Annotated in this window: 9 protein-coding genes; 6 read left to right on the top strand and 3 right to left on the bottom strand. The window is 47.1% G+C overall.

What is annotated here, in order from left to right:
• Window positions 1-495: tetratricopeptide repeat protein (locus QUA90_RS24910; protein WP_333448208.1), on the top strand; the 495-nt coding region annotated here is incomplete at its 5' end.
• Window positions 496-604: 109 nt separating this feature from the next.
• On the opposite strand, the gene QUA90_RS24905 is transcribed toward QUA90_RS24910, so the two are convergent.
• The gene (locus tag QUA90_RS24905; protein ID WP_333448207.1) at window positions 605-1945 is read right to left on the bottom strand and encodes a peptidylprolyl isomerase; all 1341 of its coding nucleotides are present in this window, start codon (window positions 1943-1945) and stop codon (window positions 605-607) included.
• A 122-nt stretch (window positions 1946-2067) separates the two neighbouring features.
• On the opposite strand from QUA90_RS24905, the gene QUA90_RS24900 reads away from it, so the two are divergent.
• Complete coding sequence (locus QUA90_RS24900) at window positions 2068-2616, top strand: peroxiredoxin (protein ID WP_445243544.1); 549 nt, start codon at window positions 2068-2070, stop codon at window positions 2614-2616.
• Window positions 2617-3120: 504 nt separating this feature from the next.
• On the opposite strand, the gene QUA90_RS24895 is transcribed toward QUA90_RS24900, so the two are convergent.
• Window positions 3121-3660: a phosphate-starvation-inducible PsiE family protein gene (locus QUA90_RS24895; protein ID WP_333324565.1), complete on the bottom strand. Its 540-nt coding sequence runs from the start codon at window positions 3658-3660 to the stop codon at window positions 3121-3123.
• Window positions 3661-4041: 381 nt separating this feature from the next.
• On the opposite strand from QUA90_RS24895, the gene QUA90_RS24890 reads away from it, so the two are divergent.
• Window positions 4042-4647 carry a superoxide dismutase gene (locus tag QUA90_RS24890; RefSeq protein WP_333080613.1) on the top strand — a complete coding sequence of 202 codons (606 nt, stop codon included), beginning with the start codon at window positions 4042-4044 and terminating at the stop codon, window positions 4645-4647.
• A gap of 102 nt (window positions 4648-4749) precedes the next feature.
• Here QUA90_RS24890 and QUA90_RS24885 read toward each other — a convergent pair whose 3' ends face one another.
• Window positions 4750-7485: a bifunctional acetate--CoA ligase family protein/GNAT family N-acetyltransferase gene (locus tag QUA90_RS24885; protein ID WP_333448206.1), complete on the bottom strand. Its 2736-nt coding sequence runs from the start codon at window positions 7483-7485 to the stop codon at window positions 4750-4752.
• 410 nt (window positions 7486-7895) lie between these two features.
• Here QUA90_RS24885 and pflB point away from each other — a divergent pair, with 410 nt between their 5' ends.
• The 3 genes from pflB to adhE all read left to right on the top strand — a co-directional run bounded on the left by pflB (window position 7896) and on the right by adhE (window position 13803).
• Complete coding sequence (pflB, locus tag QUA90_RS24880) at window positions 7896-10124, top strand: formate C-acetyltransferase (RefSeq protein ID WP_333390221.1); 2229 nt, start codon at window positions 7896-7898, stop codon at window positions 10122-10124.
• A 179-nt stretch (window positions 10125-10303) separates the two neighbouring features.
• Window positions 10304-11044, top strand: a complete 741-nt coding sequence (gene pflA, locus QUA90_RS24875; protein WP_333390222.1) for a pyruvate formate-lyase-activating protein — start codon at window positions 10304-10306, stop codon at window positions 11042-11044.
• Window positions 11045-11169: 125 nt separating this feature from the next.
• Window positions 11170-13803 (top strand): bifunctional acetaldehyde-CoA/alcohol dehydrogenase, encoded by a 2634-nt coding sequence (gene adhE / locus QUA90_RS24870; RefSeq protein ID WP_333448205.1) that lies wholly within the window; start codon window positions 11170-11172, stop codon window positions 13801-13803.
• The last annotated feature ends 109 nt before the right edge of the window (window positions 13804-13912 follow it).

The following is a 13912-nucleotide window of genomic DNA, read 5'->3' as shown; positions in this document are numbered from 1 at the left end:
ACTGCCACAATTAACATTAATCCGCAATTCGCGTCAGCTTACAACGATCGCGGTGTGACCCGCTACAAATTAGGCTATAAGCAATCGGCGATCGAAGATTTAACTACAGCCATCGAACTCAATCCTTACCGAGCCAAGTATTACAGCAATCGGGGGTTTATGCTGACTCGTTTAAAAGATTATAGTGCGGCGATCGCCGATTACAACTCGGCACTGCTGCTCAACCCTAATGTAGCTCAATCTTACTTTAACCGAGGTGCTATCCGCCTACAAATGGAAAATTCCCTGGCAGCACTAGCTGATTTTGAGTCAGCAATTCGCCTCGATAGCGCTTTTGCTAAAGCTTACTTTAACCGAGGACTGACTAGATATAAATTGAGAGAGGTTCAGGGAGCATTTGAGGATTTTCAGAAAGCAGCCGAGCTTTTTAAGCAGCAGGGGAGAATGGATTCTTATCAAGAGGCAGTTTCTCAAATTACAAAGCTATGGTGTTAGTTGAATTTGGCAATTGGGAATAGGGAATAGGGAATTGGCTATTGATAATCAGGTAAAGTGCACTGAAGAGCACCCTACCCTTATCTTTATTGCGTGAGCCTTGTTAAAGTTAGCCAACTCTCAAGGCGGCGTCTCCGGGGGGCAAGTTATCGGCAACGTAAGCAGAAGAAAAGTTAATTTCAAAAGCAGCATTTTGAACTGCTGCAGGAGTGGCATTTTGAACCACAGCCAAAGTAGCTCCTCCAAATTGAATGAGTGTGTTGCTGCCTGATTGAGTGAATGAGGTGTTGGATAAAGGGCTGGTCAAGCCAATACGATCGCCATCTCCCGGCCTAAAATCAAGAATTATATCGCTCGTCCCATCCAACTCCAGAATTTCACCCGTAACCCGAACAAAAGTATCTGCACCTGCGCCACCAGTGAGAGTATCGCTGTCAACATCCCCGATTAAAACATCGTTACCATCGCCGCCGATTAAAATATCGTTTCCTCGGCCGCCTCGCAAAAAGTCGTTACCAGCATCACCATTGACATTATCGTCGCCGAGATTTCCGTTGATAATATCGTCGTCAACACCGCCGCTAATGGAGTCGTTACCTTTGCCGCCTCTGAGAAAGTCGTCGCCTTCTTCGCCACTGATGGTATCGTTGCCTTGGCTGCCGTTAATTCCATCACCATACGTGGCTTCACCGAGGATGCGATCGTTTGCGCTACCTCCCACTACACCGCCGGGATTTTGCTCATAGTCTTGGGGAGTGACTTGATAGTTGTTCGGGGTGTTGGCCAATCTGAGGGGTCGCAAAGGCAGATTTGCCAAATTGGTAATGTTAATGGAATCGTTAAGGAAATCAACATCGGTAATGATGCTAGAAATCCGACTGGGGACGATGCCGTCAACGACTTTTGCAGTTGAAATGCGATCGCCCTGCTGCACCGCATTCACCGTTTCAAAACCTTGAATAACGTTGCCAAAAACAGCATAACTACCATCCAAAAATGGCAACTCATCCAAAGCAAAATAAAACTGCGAAGAAGCCGAATCCAAAGCATTGGAACGAGCCATTGCCACAGCCCCGCGATTATGCCGCAACTGCGGCGTCTGGGTTACAACTTGGTTGTAAACAGGTTGTGCGGCCCCTTGCGGCTTAATTTCCAAAGGAATAAAACGCGCCTGATTGGTATCCGGGTCAATAAAACTACCCGTTCCCAATTGACTTGCTGGAATTGTCGTATTTCTGCTGCGCGGATCGCCTCCTTGCACCACAAAAGGATCTGGCTGGCGCACAACTCGGTGAAACATCACCCCGTCGTAAATGCCTCGTTCAACTAAGTCAACAAAATTTCCCGCAGTAATCGGGGCATTAGTACCGTCTACTTCGATCGTAACGGGTTGACCGTTAATTACCTGGACTACTATAGCTTTGCCGGTTAACGGGAGTGCAGCGCTCATGGGTAAATCGCTATTTGAGTGAGTGATCTTTGGGTTTTAGAAGCAATCCGCGAATTGCCCCTACCCATTTAATCAGAAAACTGTAAACTTGTCTTAAGTACAGTTCTACTTCTAAATTTATGATGTCTCGCCGCAATTTTTTTAGCACTTTATTGGCAATTTGTCTAGTTTTTCTAAGTTTCAATTTTGCCACACCTGCATTTGCCCTCGGCGGTAAGCTTCCTCCGGTAAATCAACCAGCGCCGGAGTTTTCTTTGCCGACAAACAGCGGGGACGGACAAGTGTCGCTGTCGGATTATCGCGGTAAGTGGCTGGTAGTCTATTTTTATCCGAAAGACTTTACTTCAGGATGTACGATCGAAGCGCGGAGATTTCAGCAAGACTTGCCGAAATACTTGGCAAAGAATACTCAAATTATCGGTATTAGCGCTGATGATGTCGATTCCCATGCGGAATTTTGCGATTCGGAAGGTTTGAAGTTTCCGCTGTTAGCTGATACGGATGGTAAAGTGAGTAAAGCTTACGGTTCTTGGATGAGTTTTATCTCAGCGCGACACAGTTTTATTATTGATCCTGAAGGTATTTTGCGTGAAACCTTTGTGAAGATTAATCCGGCGATTCATTCTAAAGAAGTGTTGGCTCGTTTGGGGGAATTACAGGCTAACGGGTAATACCATTTTAGATTTGAGATTCTAGATTTTAGATTTGAATAATGGGGAATGATGGATGAAGCTTGTCTTTGTAGTTAAGACTACATTCCTCTGAATTTTCAGAGGATTTTAGGCTTCACTGCAACCGTTATCAGGTTGATTTGACCTCACATCTTGCACCATTCTCAATAATCCTTTTTTGGGTGGGATATCCCAGGGCGGTTTCATTCTCTTGTAGGGGCAATCCCTCGTGAAGATCCCCGATATTTGAAACATCGATTTCATCGTCCGTGGGGGGCGGGCACTCTTGGCACCGCCCCTACAAAAGCCTGATTTTCGTGAGAATGAAACAGCCCTGTGGGATCTCCTGCCCAGCCTACAAGAAAATCTACTCTCTGTGGAACGGGCAAGATGCCCGTTCTGGACAATGGTTCAACATCTCAGTTTTACGGGAAATGATGGCTGGTAACGCGACAAGCAATATTAGAGTAAATTTAAAATCTTAAATCGCCTGTCATGCCATATTCAATGAGAATTAAACTTGGTATTGGCTACAACAGATGCGGAAGAAGATTCATTGTCTGATAGATTTCTCTTTCTGCTAGCCATGCGACGTTCCGGGTCAATTCCCTCGAAGGTTGGGGGCAACCAAACTCGGACTACCAACAACACTCCCAAAACCAGCAAAAATGCGCCTGTTGATAATATTTGAACCCAGGGAGTTTCCAGCACTCCCCGCACGATGACTTCTCGCAAAACAGATACTATACAGACTTCCACAGCCACACCTATCGAAACCCGCTGCTCTTGCAAGTAAATAATTAGCAGCCGAAATAATTCCACTAAAACTAATAAAAATAGAATGTCTGCCGTCACTTGCTGGAAATTCAAAGGAGGCAGCAGCGAGAAAAACATTTCTCGCAGTTCTAGCACCATGAAACAAAACAAACCAATACATAGGGAAATGACAATTAAGTCTTGGACTGTTTCCAGAGCGGTGACGATTAATTGCAGATTCAACCATTGAGGGGGGTGACTAGACGAGTTGTTTAAACGCTTTTCCATTGACACATCCTGCAACTTGTTTGACTTTCTTACAGCTTAATTGAACTTAGGTTAATCTTTGACAATTTACAGGTTTAATCTATTTATCAGTCTCATAAAATTTCGAGCGGTTGACAATTTCACACACACTTTTATTTGTCTCCCAGGTAGCTTGACATTTAGTGATACTTTATGCTATTTGAAGTCGGCAAGAAGTAGCTTTGATATCTAAAAAATAGAAGTCTGAATCCTAAAATGCTGCAACTGCTATAAAATAGGAAAATTGTAAAGAATTATTTACCACAGCTTGATACACTCAAGCTAGTGACTCTCGGCTTGAATCATAAAAAAGCCACCAAGTCAACCGAAAAACCCAAAGTAATCCAGAGAGGATTGAACACCATGGCATTTGAACTAGCACCATTACCCTTCGCCGCTGACGCCCTAGAACCAGCTCATATGTCGGCCAACACGTTTTCGTTCCACCACGACAAGCACCACGCTGCTTACGTCACCAATCTGAATAAACTGATTGAAGGGACTGAAATGGCGAGCAAATCCCTTGAAGAAATTGTCAAGGAATCTGCTAAAGACCCATCCAAAGCAGGCATTTTTAACAATGCAGGTCAAGTTTGGAACCACAACTTTTTCTGGAATTCGCTCAAACCGGGCGGCGGTGGCACTCCGACAGGAGCTTTAGCTGACAAAATCAACGCCGACTTCGGCAGCTTCGATAAATTCAAAGAAGAATTCAAGACTGCTGCGACAACTCAGTTCGGTAGTGGCTGGGCTTGGCTGGTTGTGGACAACGGCACTTTGAAAGTCACCAAAACTGCTAACGCTGACACCCCGCTTGCACACGGCCAAACTCCGTTGCTGACTTTGGATGTGTGGGAACACGCTTATTATTTGGATTTCCAAAACCGCCGTCCCGACTACATTACTAATTTCTTAGATAATTTGGCTAACTGGGAGTTTGCAGCAGCAAATTTGGCTGCGGCGGCTTAGTAGCATCTTAGTTTGAGGACTAAAGTCCTCACTACAAAACGATAAAGTTTGTAGTGAGGACTTTAGTCGTGATGAATGAGAATTATTTAACCAAAGTTGCGATTAGCAGACAAAAACAGCTTTCAACATTCCTTCGCCTCGGTCTGGTTGGAGTTCAAATCCTAGTTTTTTACAGAGGCTCTGCATCTTGTAGTTGCTATTGAGAATGTAGCCAACGATCGCCTCTAATTTCTCTTCCTGACCAATTTGCAGCATCCGCCTCAATAATTCTGTTCCCAAACCGCGCTGCTGATAGCTATCGCTAACGATGAGGGCAAATTCGGCTTGGTTTGTGCCGTGGAGTTTGCTCAGACGCGCTACTCCCAAAATCCGGTGTTCTGAGCTTTCCGGGTCTTGACGATCGGCTACTAACAGCATTTCCCGATCATAGTCAATAAAACAAATCCGGGTCAAACGTTCGTGAGCGATGCGGTGCTTTAACTTTACCATGTGAGCGTAGCGCAAATACACGCTCTCTTCGGAAAGTTCTTCGTGGAACAGCACCATCAGTGGCTCATCTTCTGGACGAATGGGACGGATGGTGATGGGACGATCGCCCTCCGTTGACCATGTTTGAACGTATTGCGTAGGATAGGGGCGAATCGCGGGAGAAATGGGGTTTTCCGTTGTTTGCAGAACAACGCGGGCATCAAGAGCGATCGCACCTTCAGGAGAAACCAGCAGCGGATTAATATCAATCTCGGCAATTTGAGGTTGCTCTACAATCAGTTGACTGAAACGAACTAATAACTGTTCGAGTTGTACCAGGTCAATTGCCGATCGACCGCGCACTCCTTGCAAAGCTTTATAGATGCGCGTTTGCTCCATCATCCGCCGCGCTAGGGTGGTATTTAAAGGCGGAAGTGCCAGCGATCGATCTTGAAAGACTTCCACTAATTGTCCGCCGGAACCAAACAGCATCACCGGCCCAAATTGTGGGTCGATACTGCTACCCAAAATTATTTCATAGCCTTCCAAATTCACCATCGGCTGCACTGTAACGCCGAGAAACGCTGCAGGATCGATCGCCCGTACCCGCTGGGCGATCGCCTCAAAGGCACTAATTACAGCCTTAGCATCGCCTAAATTTAGTTGAACGCCCCCCACATCGGTTTTGTGAGTAATCGTCTCAGAATGCAGTTTTAGCACCACTGGATAACCGAGGCTCTCGGCAATTTCCACAGCTTCGGCCGCACTCGCTGCAATTTCTGTCGCTACGGTGGGAATGCCGTAAGCTGCCAGCAACTGTTTTGATTCGTACTCGGTTAATAGAGTGCGATTGTTTTGGCGGGCGGCAGTCAAAATCTTCGCAGCAGTCGCACACCCGGAAGTCTCGATTTCGCAATCAGCGGGGAGAGAAGGCGTTTCGTAGATAGCGCGCAGGTTGTATGTGTACCGCCACATATAGTTGAATAACCTGACGGCGGTATCGGGATAGGGGAAAGTCGGAATATTTGCCTGATTGAGAATTTGCGTTCCCGCTGACACTTCCACACCGCCCATCCAGCTTGCTAATAAGGGCTTTCCGAGTTTGCTGTAAGACTTGAGTTTTTCTGCGGTTTGGGTGGGATTTGTCATCGCTTGTGGCGTCAGGATGACCAGCAATCCGTCACTATTGGGATCGGGAGCCACAACTTCTAGAGTTTTGGCGTAAAGATCGCTACTAGCATCGCCCAAAATATCGATCGGGTTGTGATGACTCCACTGAGGGGGCAAAAACTCATCAAGCTGCTGCAGCGTCTCCGGTGACAGATTTGCCAGCGCACCGCCGTCGCTAATTAAGGCATCAGTGGCGATCGCCCCTGGGCCTCCTGCATTGGTGACGATCGATAGGCGGTTGCCCTGCGGTCGCGGTTGCTTGGCCAGAATTTCTGCCATATCGAACAAATCGGAAATCGTATGTACCCGCAACGCGCCACAGCGACGGAAAGCAGCGTTAAGCACGTCATCGCTGCCGGTCAAAGCTCCCGTATGGGAAGCGGCGGCTTGGGCGGCGGCAGCGGTACGTCCTACCTTGAGAATGATGATCGGTTTGTCGATCGCCACTGGGCGGGCGGCGGACAGAAACGAACGAGCATCACCCATAGATTCCATGTACAAAACGATACTGTGAGTATGGGGATCGTCCCCGAAATACTCGATCAGATCGCCCCAACCGACATCGAGCATAGAGCCGATCGACACAAAAGCGCTAAAACCGACATTTTCCCCCAAACTCCAGTCGAGAATCGAAGTACAGAGGGCGCCGCTTTGACTGATGAAGGCGACATTGCCCGGACGGGCGATCGTACCTGCAAAAGTAGCATTGAGCCCAAGCACAGGATTCATCACACCGAGGCAATTTGGGCCGATAATCCGCATTCCGCCCAGACGCGCCTCGGCCATAACTTGCTGTTCTAAAGCCTCCCCAGCCGCGCCAATTTCTTTAAAGCCAGCAGAAACAATAATTGCTCCTTTCACCCCAGCAGCGATACATTCGCGGATCACTTGCGGCACCCCAGCAGCAGGCGTAGCAATCACCGCCAGATCCACTACTTCCGGGACGCTAGCAATGTCAGGATAAGACTTGAGCCCCAACACGCTGTGGCGCTGGGGATTCACCGGAAAAACTGTTCCGCCAAACGGATTCCGAATCAAGTTCCACAGGAGAGTTCGTCCGACGCTTCCTTCTCTCTCTGTTGCGCCGATTACAGCCACGGAGCGAGGCCTAAAAATCCGATCGAGCGGATGACGCTGTTCTTTCCAAATATCGTGAGCCGGATCGCTCGCAGTGCTTTGATTTCTTGAATTTATCTGCATAATACCCTACTTCAATTAATCAGCAATTAATATTGCTCTGCTTTCGATAACAATTAACGCATCCAATCTCAACTATTTTTCTGCTTTTTTTCTGCTTTTCCTTCATCTTCTTGTGGTGCTCGCACTTCCAGAAAAAAAAATCATTGCGCGTTTCCGACCCACCCGCCCTTAAACAACATTTCCATTGTCAAAGTGTTAGTTCGGGAACTCCTTTGGTCAGAGCTTCCTCAACAATTCACGAGGATGTTCGGCCTACTATTATCTTAATTCTTCCCACGGAATTAGCAAGTCAATTTTTGTAACAAATAGCGAACAGGGTATTTAAAATATTGAAGTTAAATATATACTACATCTAGTGGTCGAGGCAGAAAAGATCGATCGCTAACAAAAAAGTGAGGGGAAAGCAAGCTATGTTTGCAGAATGGCACGGCTTTACTGAAGGCAACTGGACAAACGAAGTCAACGTCAGAGACTTCATTCAAAAAAATTACACCCCCTATGAAGGGAATGCAGAATTTCTCACAGCACCAACCGAAAAAACCCAGCAGCTTTGGCACCAAGTTCTGGAATTAATGAAGCAAGAGCGCGAAAAAGGTGTATTGGATGTTGATACAAAAGTTCCCACATCGATCACGGCTCATGCAGCAGGATACATCGATCGCGACTTAGAAAAAATAGTAGGTTTGCAAACTGATCGACCTTTGAAACGCGCGATTATGCCCTTGGGGGGAATTCGCGTGGTCAAGACCGGTTTAGAAGCTTACGGCTATCAGCTCGATCGGCAAACAGAAGAAATATTTACGAAATATCGCAAAACTCATAACGATGGTGTATTCGATGTCTATACGCGCTCGATGCGTCTGGCGAGACGTTCTGGTATCATCACAGGTTTGCCAGATGCCTATGGACGCGGCCGGATTATCGGTGACTATCGGCGCGTTGCTTTGTACGGTGTCGATCGCCTAATTGATGATAAAAAAACACAGCAAGAATCACTCGAACTAGACGCGATGGACGAGGGAACAATTCGTTTGCGCGAAGAGTTATCCGAGCAAATTCGGGCATTGTTTGAGTTAAAAGAAATGGCTGCTAGCTACGGCTTTGATATTGGCCGTCCGGCGGCAAATGCACGAGAAGCTGTCCAGTGGCTGTATTTTGGCTACTTGGGAGCAGTGAAAGAACAAAACGGGGCAGCGATGTCTCTCGGCCGCGTATCGACGTTCTTAGACATTTATTTCGAGCGCGATTTGCAAAGTGGCGCGAGTTCCGAAGTGGAATTGCAAGAACTGATCGACCATTTTGTCATGAAACTCCGCATGGTGCGGTTTTTGCGGACTCCCGACTATAACGCTCTGTTTTCAGGCGACCCAACTTGGGTAACAGAGGCGATCGGCGGTATCAGCGATGACGGTAGAACATTGGTAACTCGTAACAGTTTCCGATTCTTGCACACCCTCTCAAACCTCGGTACTGCACCAGAACCAAATCTCACCGTTTTGTGGTCGGAAAACTTGCCGGACAACTTCAAACAATTCTGTGCGAAGGTCTCCAGCGACACAAGTTCGATTCAGTACGAAAACGACGATTTGATGCGTCCTCAATACGGCGATGATTACGCGATCGCCTGTTGTGTTTCCGCCATGCGAATTGGCAAGCAAATGCAGTTTTTCGGCGCGCGAGTTAACTTAGCTAAGACTTTGCTCTATGCGATTAACGGCGGTAAAGATGAGAAGTCCGGCGACCAAATCGCGCCGCAGTTCCCACCGATTACTACCGAATATCTCGATTATGACGAGGTAAGAGCGCGGTTCCACGACATGATGGCGTGGTTGGCAAAAACGTATATCAATACGCTGAATGTCATTCACTATATGCACGACAAATACTGCTACGAACGGCTGGAAATGGCATTGCACGATCGCGATGTTTACCGGACAATGGCCTGCGGAATTGCGGGACTGTCCGTGGTGGCAGATTCCCTGTCGGCGATTAAAAACGCTAAAGTTAAGGTGATTCGCAACGAGCAAGGTTTGGCAGTGGATTACTCGATCGAAGGAGAATATCCCAAATACGGCAATAATGACGATCGCGTAGACAGTCTAGCCATCGAACTTGTGCAAAGTTTCATGAACGAAATTCGCCAGCATAAAACCTACCGTAGCGCTGTAGCCACTCAATCGGTACTCACAATTACCTCTAACGTAGTGTACGGCAAAAAAACTGGTAGCACTCCCGACGGACGTAAAGCAGGTGAACCCTTTGCTCCCGGTGCTAACCCGATGCACGGCCGAGATTCCTGTGGGGCGATCGCATCCTTATCTTCTGTAGCAAAACTGCCTTACAGTGATTGTCAAGATGGCATATCGAATACTTTTTCGATTGTACCGCAGGCCTTGGGCAGAATGGAGAGCGATCGGACTAACAACCTAGTTAGTCTTATAGACGGTTACTTCCACGATGGCGGCCATCACATCAATGTTAACGCCCTCGATCGGCAAACATTACTAGATGCGATGGAACATCCAGAAAACTATCCCCAGCTAACAATTCGCGTCTCCGGTTATGCGGTTAATTTCATCAAACTTACCCGCGAACAGCAATTAGATGTGATTAAACGGACTTTCCACGAACGGGTATAGCTTCGACTTCGCTCAGCTACCAACCTAAACGGTATCTGAGCAAAGCCCAAACTCAAACTTCGACTTCGCTCCGTTAACGATTTAACCGCTGGCTGAGCGGAATCGAAGCCCAAACTAAAACTTTAACTTGACGGCTGACTGAGCGGAGTTGAAGCCAAGCACAATTCAAAACCAAATCAATGTCTGGAATTGGTCGCATTCATTCAATCGAAACATTTGGTACCGTAGACGGCCCCGGAATCCGGTTTATCGTCTTCACCCAAGGCTGTCCGTTACGCTGTCTTTACTGTCACAATCCCGACTGTCGCAATTCCCACGATGGTAAAGAAGTAACCGTCGATTATTTAATTGATCAAATTACAAAATGTAAATCCTACCTGCGGAAAGGAGGCGTTACAGTCAGCGGCGGCGAACCGTTGATGCAGCCGGATTTTGTCAGAGAAATCTTTAGCCGCTGTCATCAAATGGGTTTGCATACAGCCCTAGACACATCAGGCTTCTGTGTTTTAGAAGTTGCTAAACCGGTTCTGGAAATGACCGATCTGGTTTTATTGGACATCAAATCCTACATTCCCGAGCTGTATTACAAAGTCACCAATGTGTCGATCGAGCCTACTTTAGCAATGGCCAAATATCTCAGCGAAATTGGCAAACCGACGTGGATTCGCTTCGTTCTAGTTCCTCACCTCACCGATCACATCGAAAACGTAGAAAAATTAGCGGAGTTTATTGCCAATCTGAACAATGTGGAAAAAGTAGAAGTATTACCATTTCATAAAATGGGAGAATACAAATGGGAACAATTAAAACTGGATTACGAACTCAAGGATACACCTCCCGCTTCACCGGAACTCGTGCAACAAACTGTTGATATTTTTCGCAATCGCGGGGTGAATGCGATCGGAGCTAGCGGTATATAATAATTAAAATACCGCGTTCACAAAGAAACCAACAATCTTGAAATTATCTGCGTCGATCTGCAGGTTCCCTACCAATCAAAGATTGAGGCAATAATTTTCCCGAAATAAACATCAGGATAAACAACATGAAAGTTACCAATTTAGATGAATTAGAAGTCCTAATTCAAAAAGTGAAAGCAGCCCAAGCTGAATTTGCCACCTACACTCAAGAACAAGTCGATCGCATATTCAAGCAAGTAGCTTTAGCTGCTAATGCCGCCCGCATTCCCTTAGCCAAGGCAGCAGTCAAAGAATCGGGAATGGGAGTGATCGAAGATAAGGCAATCAAAAATCATTTTGCCTCGGAAATGATTTACAACAAATACAAAAATGACAAGACTTGCGGTATCATCGAGTCCGATCGGCATTTTGGCTACGAACGCATTGCCGAACCCGTGGGAGTGCTGGCGGGAATCGTTCCTGTAACTAACCCGACTTCCACCACAATCTTTAAGTCTTTAATCGTGCTCAAGACTAGAAATGGCATTATATTTTCGCCCCATCCCCGCGCCAAATCCTGCACGGCTGCGGCGGCAAAAATCATCCTCGATGCTGCTGTAGCTGCAGGAGCACCACCGGATATTATTGGGTGGATTGACGAGCCAACTGTGCCACTTTCCCAAGCTTTGATGCAGCACCACGATATCAAACTAATTTTGGCAACTGGCGGGCCGGGAATGGTAAAAGCTGCCTACTCTTCAGGGCATCCGTCCCTCGGTGTCGGCGCCGGAAATACTCCCGCCATCATCGATGAAACCGCCCACATCCAAATGGCTGTCAGCTCAATTTTGGTCAGCAAAACTTTCGACAACGGCACGATTTGTGCTTCGGAACAATCGGTGGTTGTTGTGGATGAGGTGTACGATGCAGTGCAACTGGAATTTATCAAGCGCGGCGCTTATTTCCTCAATGCTGAAGAACGGGAAAAAGTGCGTCAGGTAATCTTAATTGATGGTCGATTGAATGCCGAAATTGTCGGACAATCCGTGCAAAAGGTGGCGCAGATTGCGGGTTTTACAGTGCCGTCAAACATCAGGGTTTTGATTGGAGAAGTGGAGGCGGTAGGTAAAGAAGAACCCTTTGCTTGTGAAAAACTTTCGCCGATTCTCGCCATGTATCGCGCCAAGGACTTTACTGAAGCAGTAGACAAAGCTGAAGCGCTGATAATTTTTGGCGGACACGGACATACTTCTGTACTCTACACGGCTCCGCACAATCAGAAGCACATTCGTTATTTTGAAAGCAAACTAGAGACTTCGCGGGTGCTGATTAATACGCCTTCTTCTCAAGGTGCGATCGGCGATTTGTACAATTTCCGCCTCGATCCCTCCCTTACCCTCGGTTGCGGTAGCTGGGGCGATAATTCCATTTCTGTCAACGTGACACCCCATCACCTGCTCAATATCAAAACCGTAGCAGAAAGGCGCGAGAATATGCTCTGGTTCCGCATTCCTCCCAAAATTTATTTTAAGTCGGGTTGTCTTCCTGTAGCTTTGAGGGATCTTGCAGGTAAGAAACGTGCTTTGATCGTGACGGATAAACCTTTGTTTGAATTGGGATTGACTAAGGAAGTCACAGAGAGTTTGGAAGAAATCGGCATCGAGCACTACACATTTTACGATGTGGAACCCGATCCTTCGCTGGCTACTGTTCGCAAAGGTTTAGAAATCTGCAATAGTTTCCATCCAGATGCGATTATTGCCTTTGGTGGTGGCTCGCCGATGGATGCTGCTAAAGTAATGTGGCTGATGTATGAGCATCCAGAAATTGAGTTTGAAGGATTGGCGATGCGGTTTATGGATATCCGCAAGCGGGTATACGAACTGCCGCCTTTGGGTTCAAAGGCAATTATGGTGGCAATTCCAACTACTTCGGGAACGGGTTCGGAAGTCACGCCTTTTGCGGTTGTTACGGATGAACGATCGGGGATTAAGTATCCGCTTGCAGATTATGCTCTGACTCCGAGTATGGCGATCGTCGATCCAGAACTTACGCTGAATATGCCCCGGAAACTGACAGCTTACGGCGGCATTGATGCGCTAACCCACGCTTTAGAAGCTTATGTTTCTGTGTTGGCTTCTGAGTATACAAATGGTTTGGCTTTAGAAGCGATTCGTTTGCTGTTTAAATACCTGCCCAGCGCTTACAAAAATGGTGCTAACGATCCGAAAGCGCGGGAGAAAGTACATTATGCTGCTACGATCGCCGGCATGGCATTTGCCAACTCTTTTCTGGGGGTTTGTCACTCAGTAGCTCACCAATTAGGTGCAACTTGCCACGTCCCTCACGGTTTAGCGAATGCGCTGATGATTTCCCATGTAATTCGCTATAATGCGACGGATGTTCCCTTCAAACAAGCGATTTTTTCTCAAAACAAGTATCCTAACAGCAAGTGGCGTTATGCTCGAATTGCAGACTATCTGAATTTGGGCGGGGATACAGAAGATGAAAAAGTTGAGAAGTTGATCGCAGCGGTGGAAAATCTCAAGCGTGAGGTAGATCTTCCTAGCACGATTCAGGAGGCGATCGCCAGTCAGGGAATGAGCGATGATTTCTTTTTTGCTCGCGTTGAGGAAATGGCCGATCGTGCTTTTGACGATCAGTGTACCGGAGCGAACCCCCGCTATCCACTGATTGAAGATTTAAAGCAACTTCTGCTGCAAGCGTACTCTCACGGCGGCGACACTTCTGAGGTCGATCGAGTGTTAACTGTAGTGTAATCGGCGCGGTGCAATAGATTTCTCCAGAAAAGCCTGTCAATGGGGGCAGGATGTCTAACCCCTACTCCCCACAGGAGTTTCTGGAGAAATCTAACGCAGGGCCCGGTGG

The sequence above is a fragment of the Microcoleus sp. D3_18_C4 genome (assembly GCF_036702355.1).
Classification (GTDB): Bacteria; Cyanobacteriota; Cyanobacteriia; order Cyanobacteriales; family Microcoleaceae; genus Microcoleus.
Note: the sequence above shows the minus strand (reverse complement) of the source record. Positions and strands in the feature narration are given on the sequence as shown.

Coding starts and splice junctions, on each gene's coding strand:
- QUA90_RS24900 (WP_445243544.1), top strand. CDS start 2,068: ATGTCTCGCCGCAATTTTTTTAGCACTTTATTGGCAATTTGTCTAGTT.
- QUA90_RS24890 (WP_333080613.1), top strand. CDS start 4,042: ATGGCATTTGAACTAGCACCATTACCCTTCGCCGCTGACGCCCTAGAA.
- QUA90_RS24905 (WP_333448207.1), bottom strand. CDS start 1,945: ATGAGCGCTGCACTCCCGTTAACCGGCAAAGCTATAGTAGTCCAGGTA.
- adhE (WP_333448205.1), top strand. CDS start 11,170: ATGAAAGTTACCAATTTAGATGAATTAGAAGTCCTAATTCAAAAAGTG.
- QUA90_RS24885 (WP_333448206.1), bottom strand. CDS start 7,485: ATGCAGATAAATTCAAGAAATCAAAGCACTGCGAGCGATCCGGCTCAC.
- QUA90_RS24895 (WP_333324565.1), bottom strand. CDS start 3,660: ATGGAAAAGCGTTTAAACAACTCGTCTAGTCACCCCCCTCAATGGTTG.
- pflA (WP_333390222.1), top strand. CDS start 10,304: ATGTCTGGAATTGGTCGCATTCATTCAATCGAAACATTTGGTACCGTA.
- pflB (WP_333390221.1), top strand. CDS start 7,896: ATGTTTGCAGAATGGCACGGCTTTACTGAAGGCAACTGGACAAACGAA.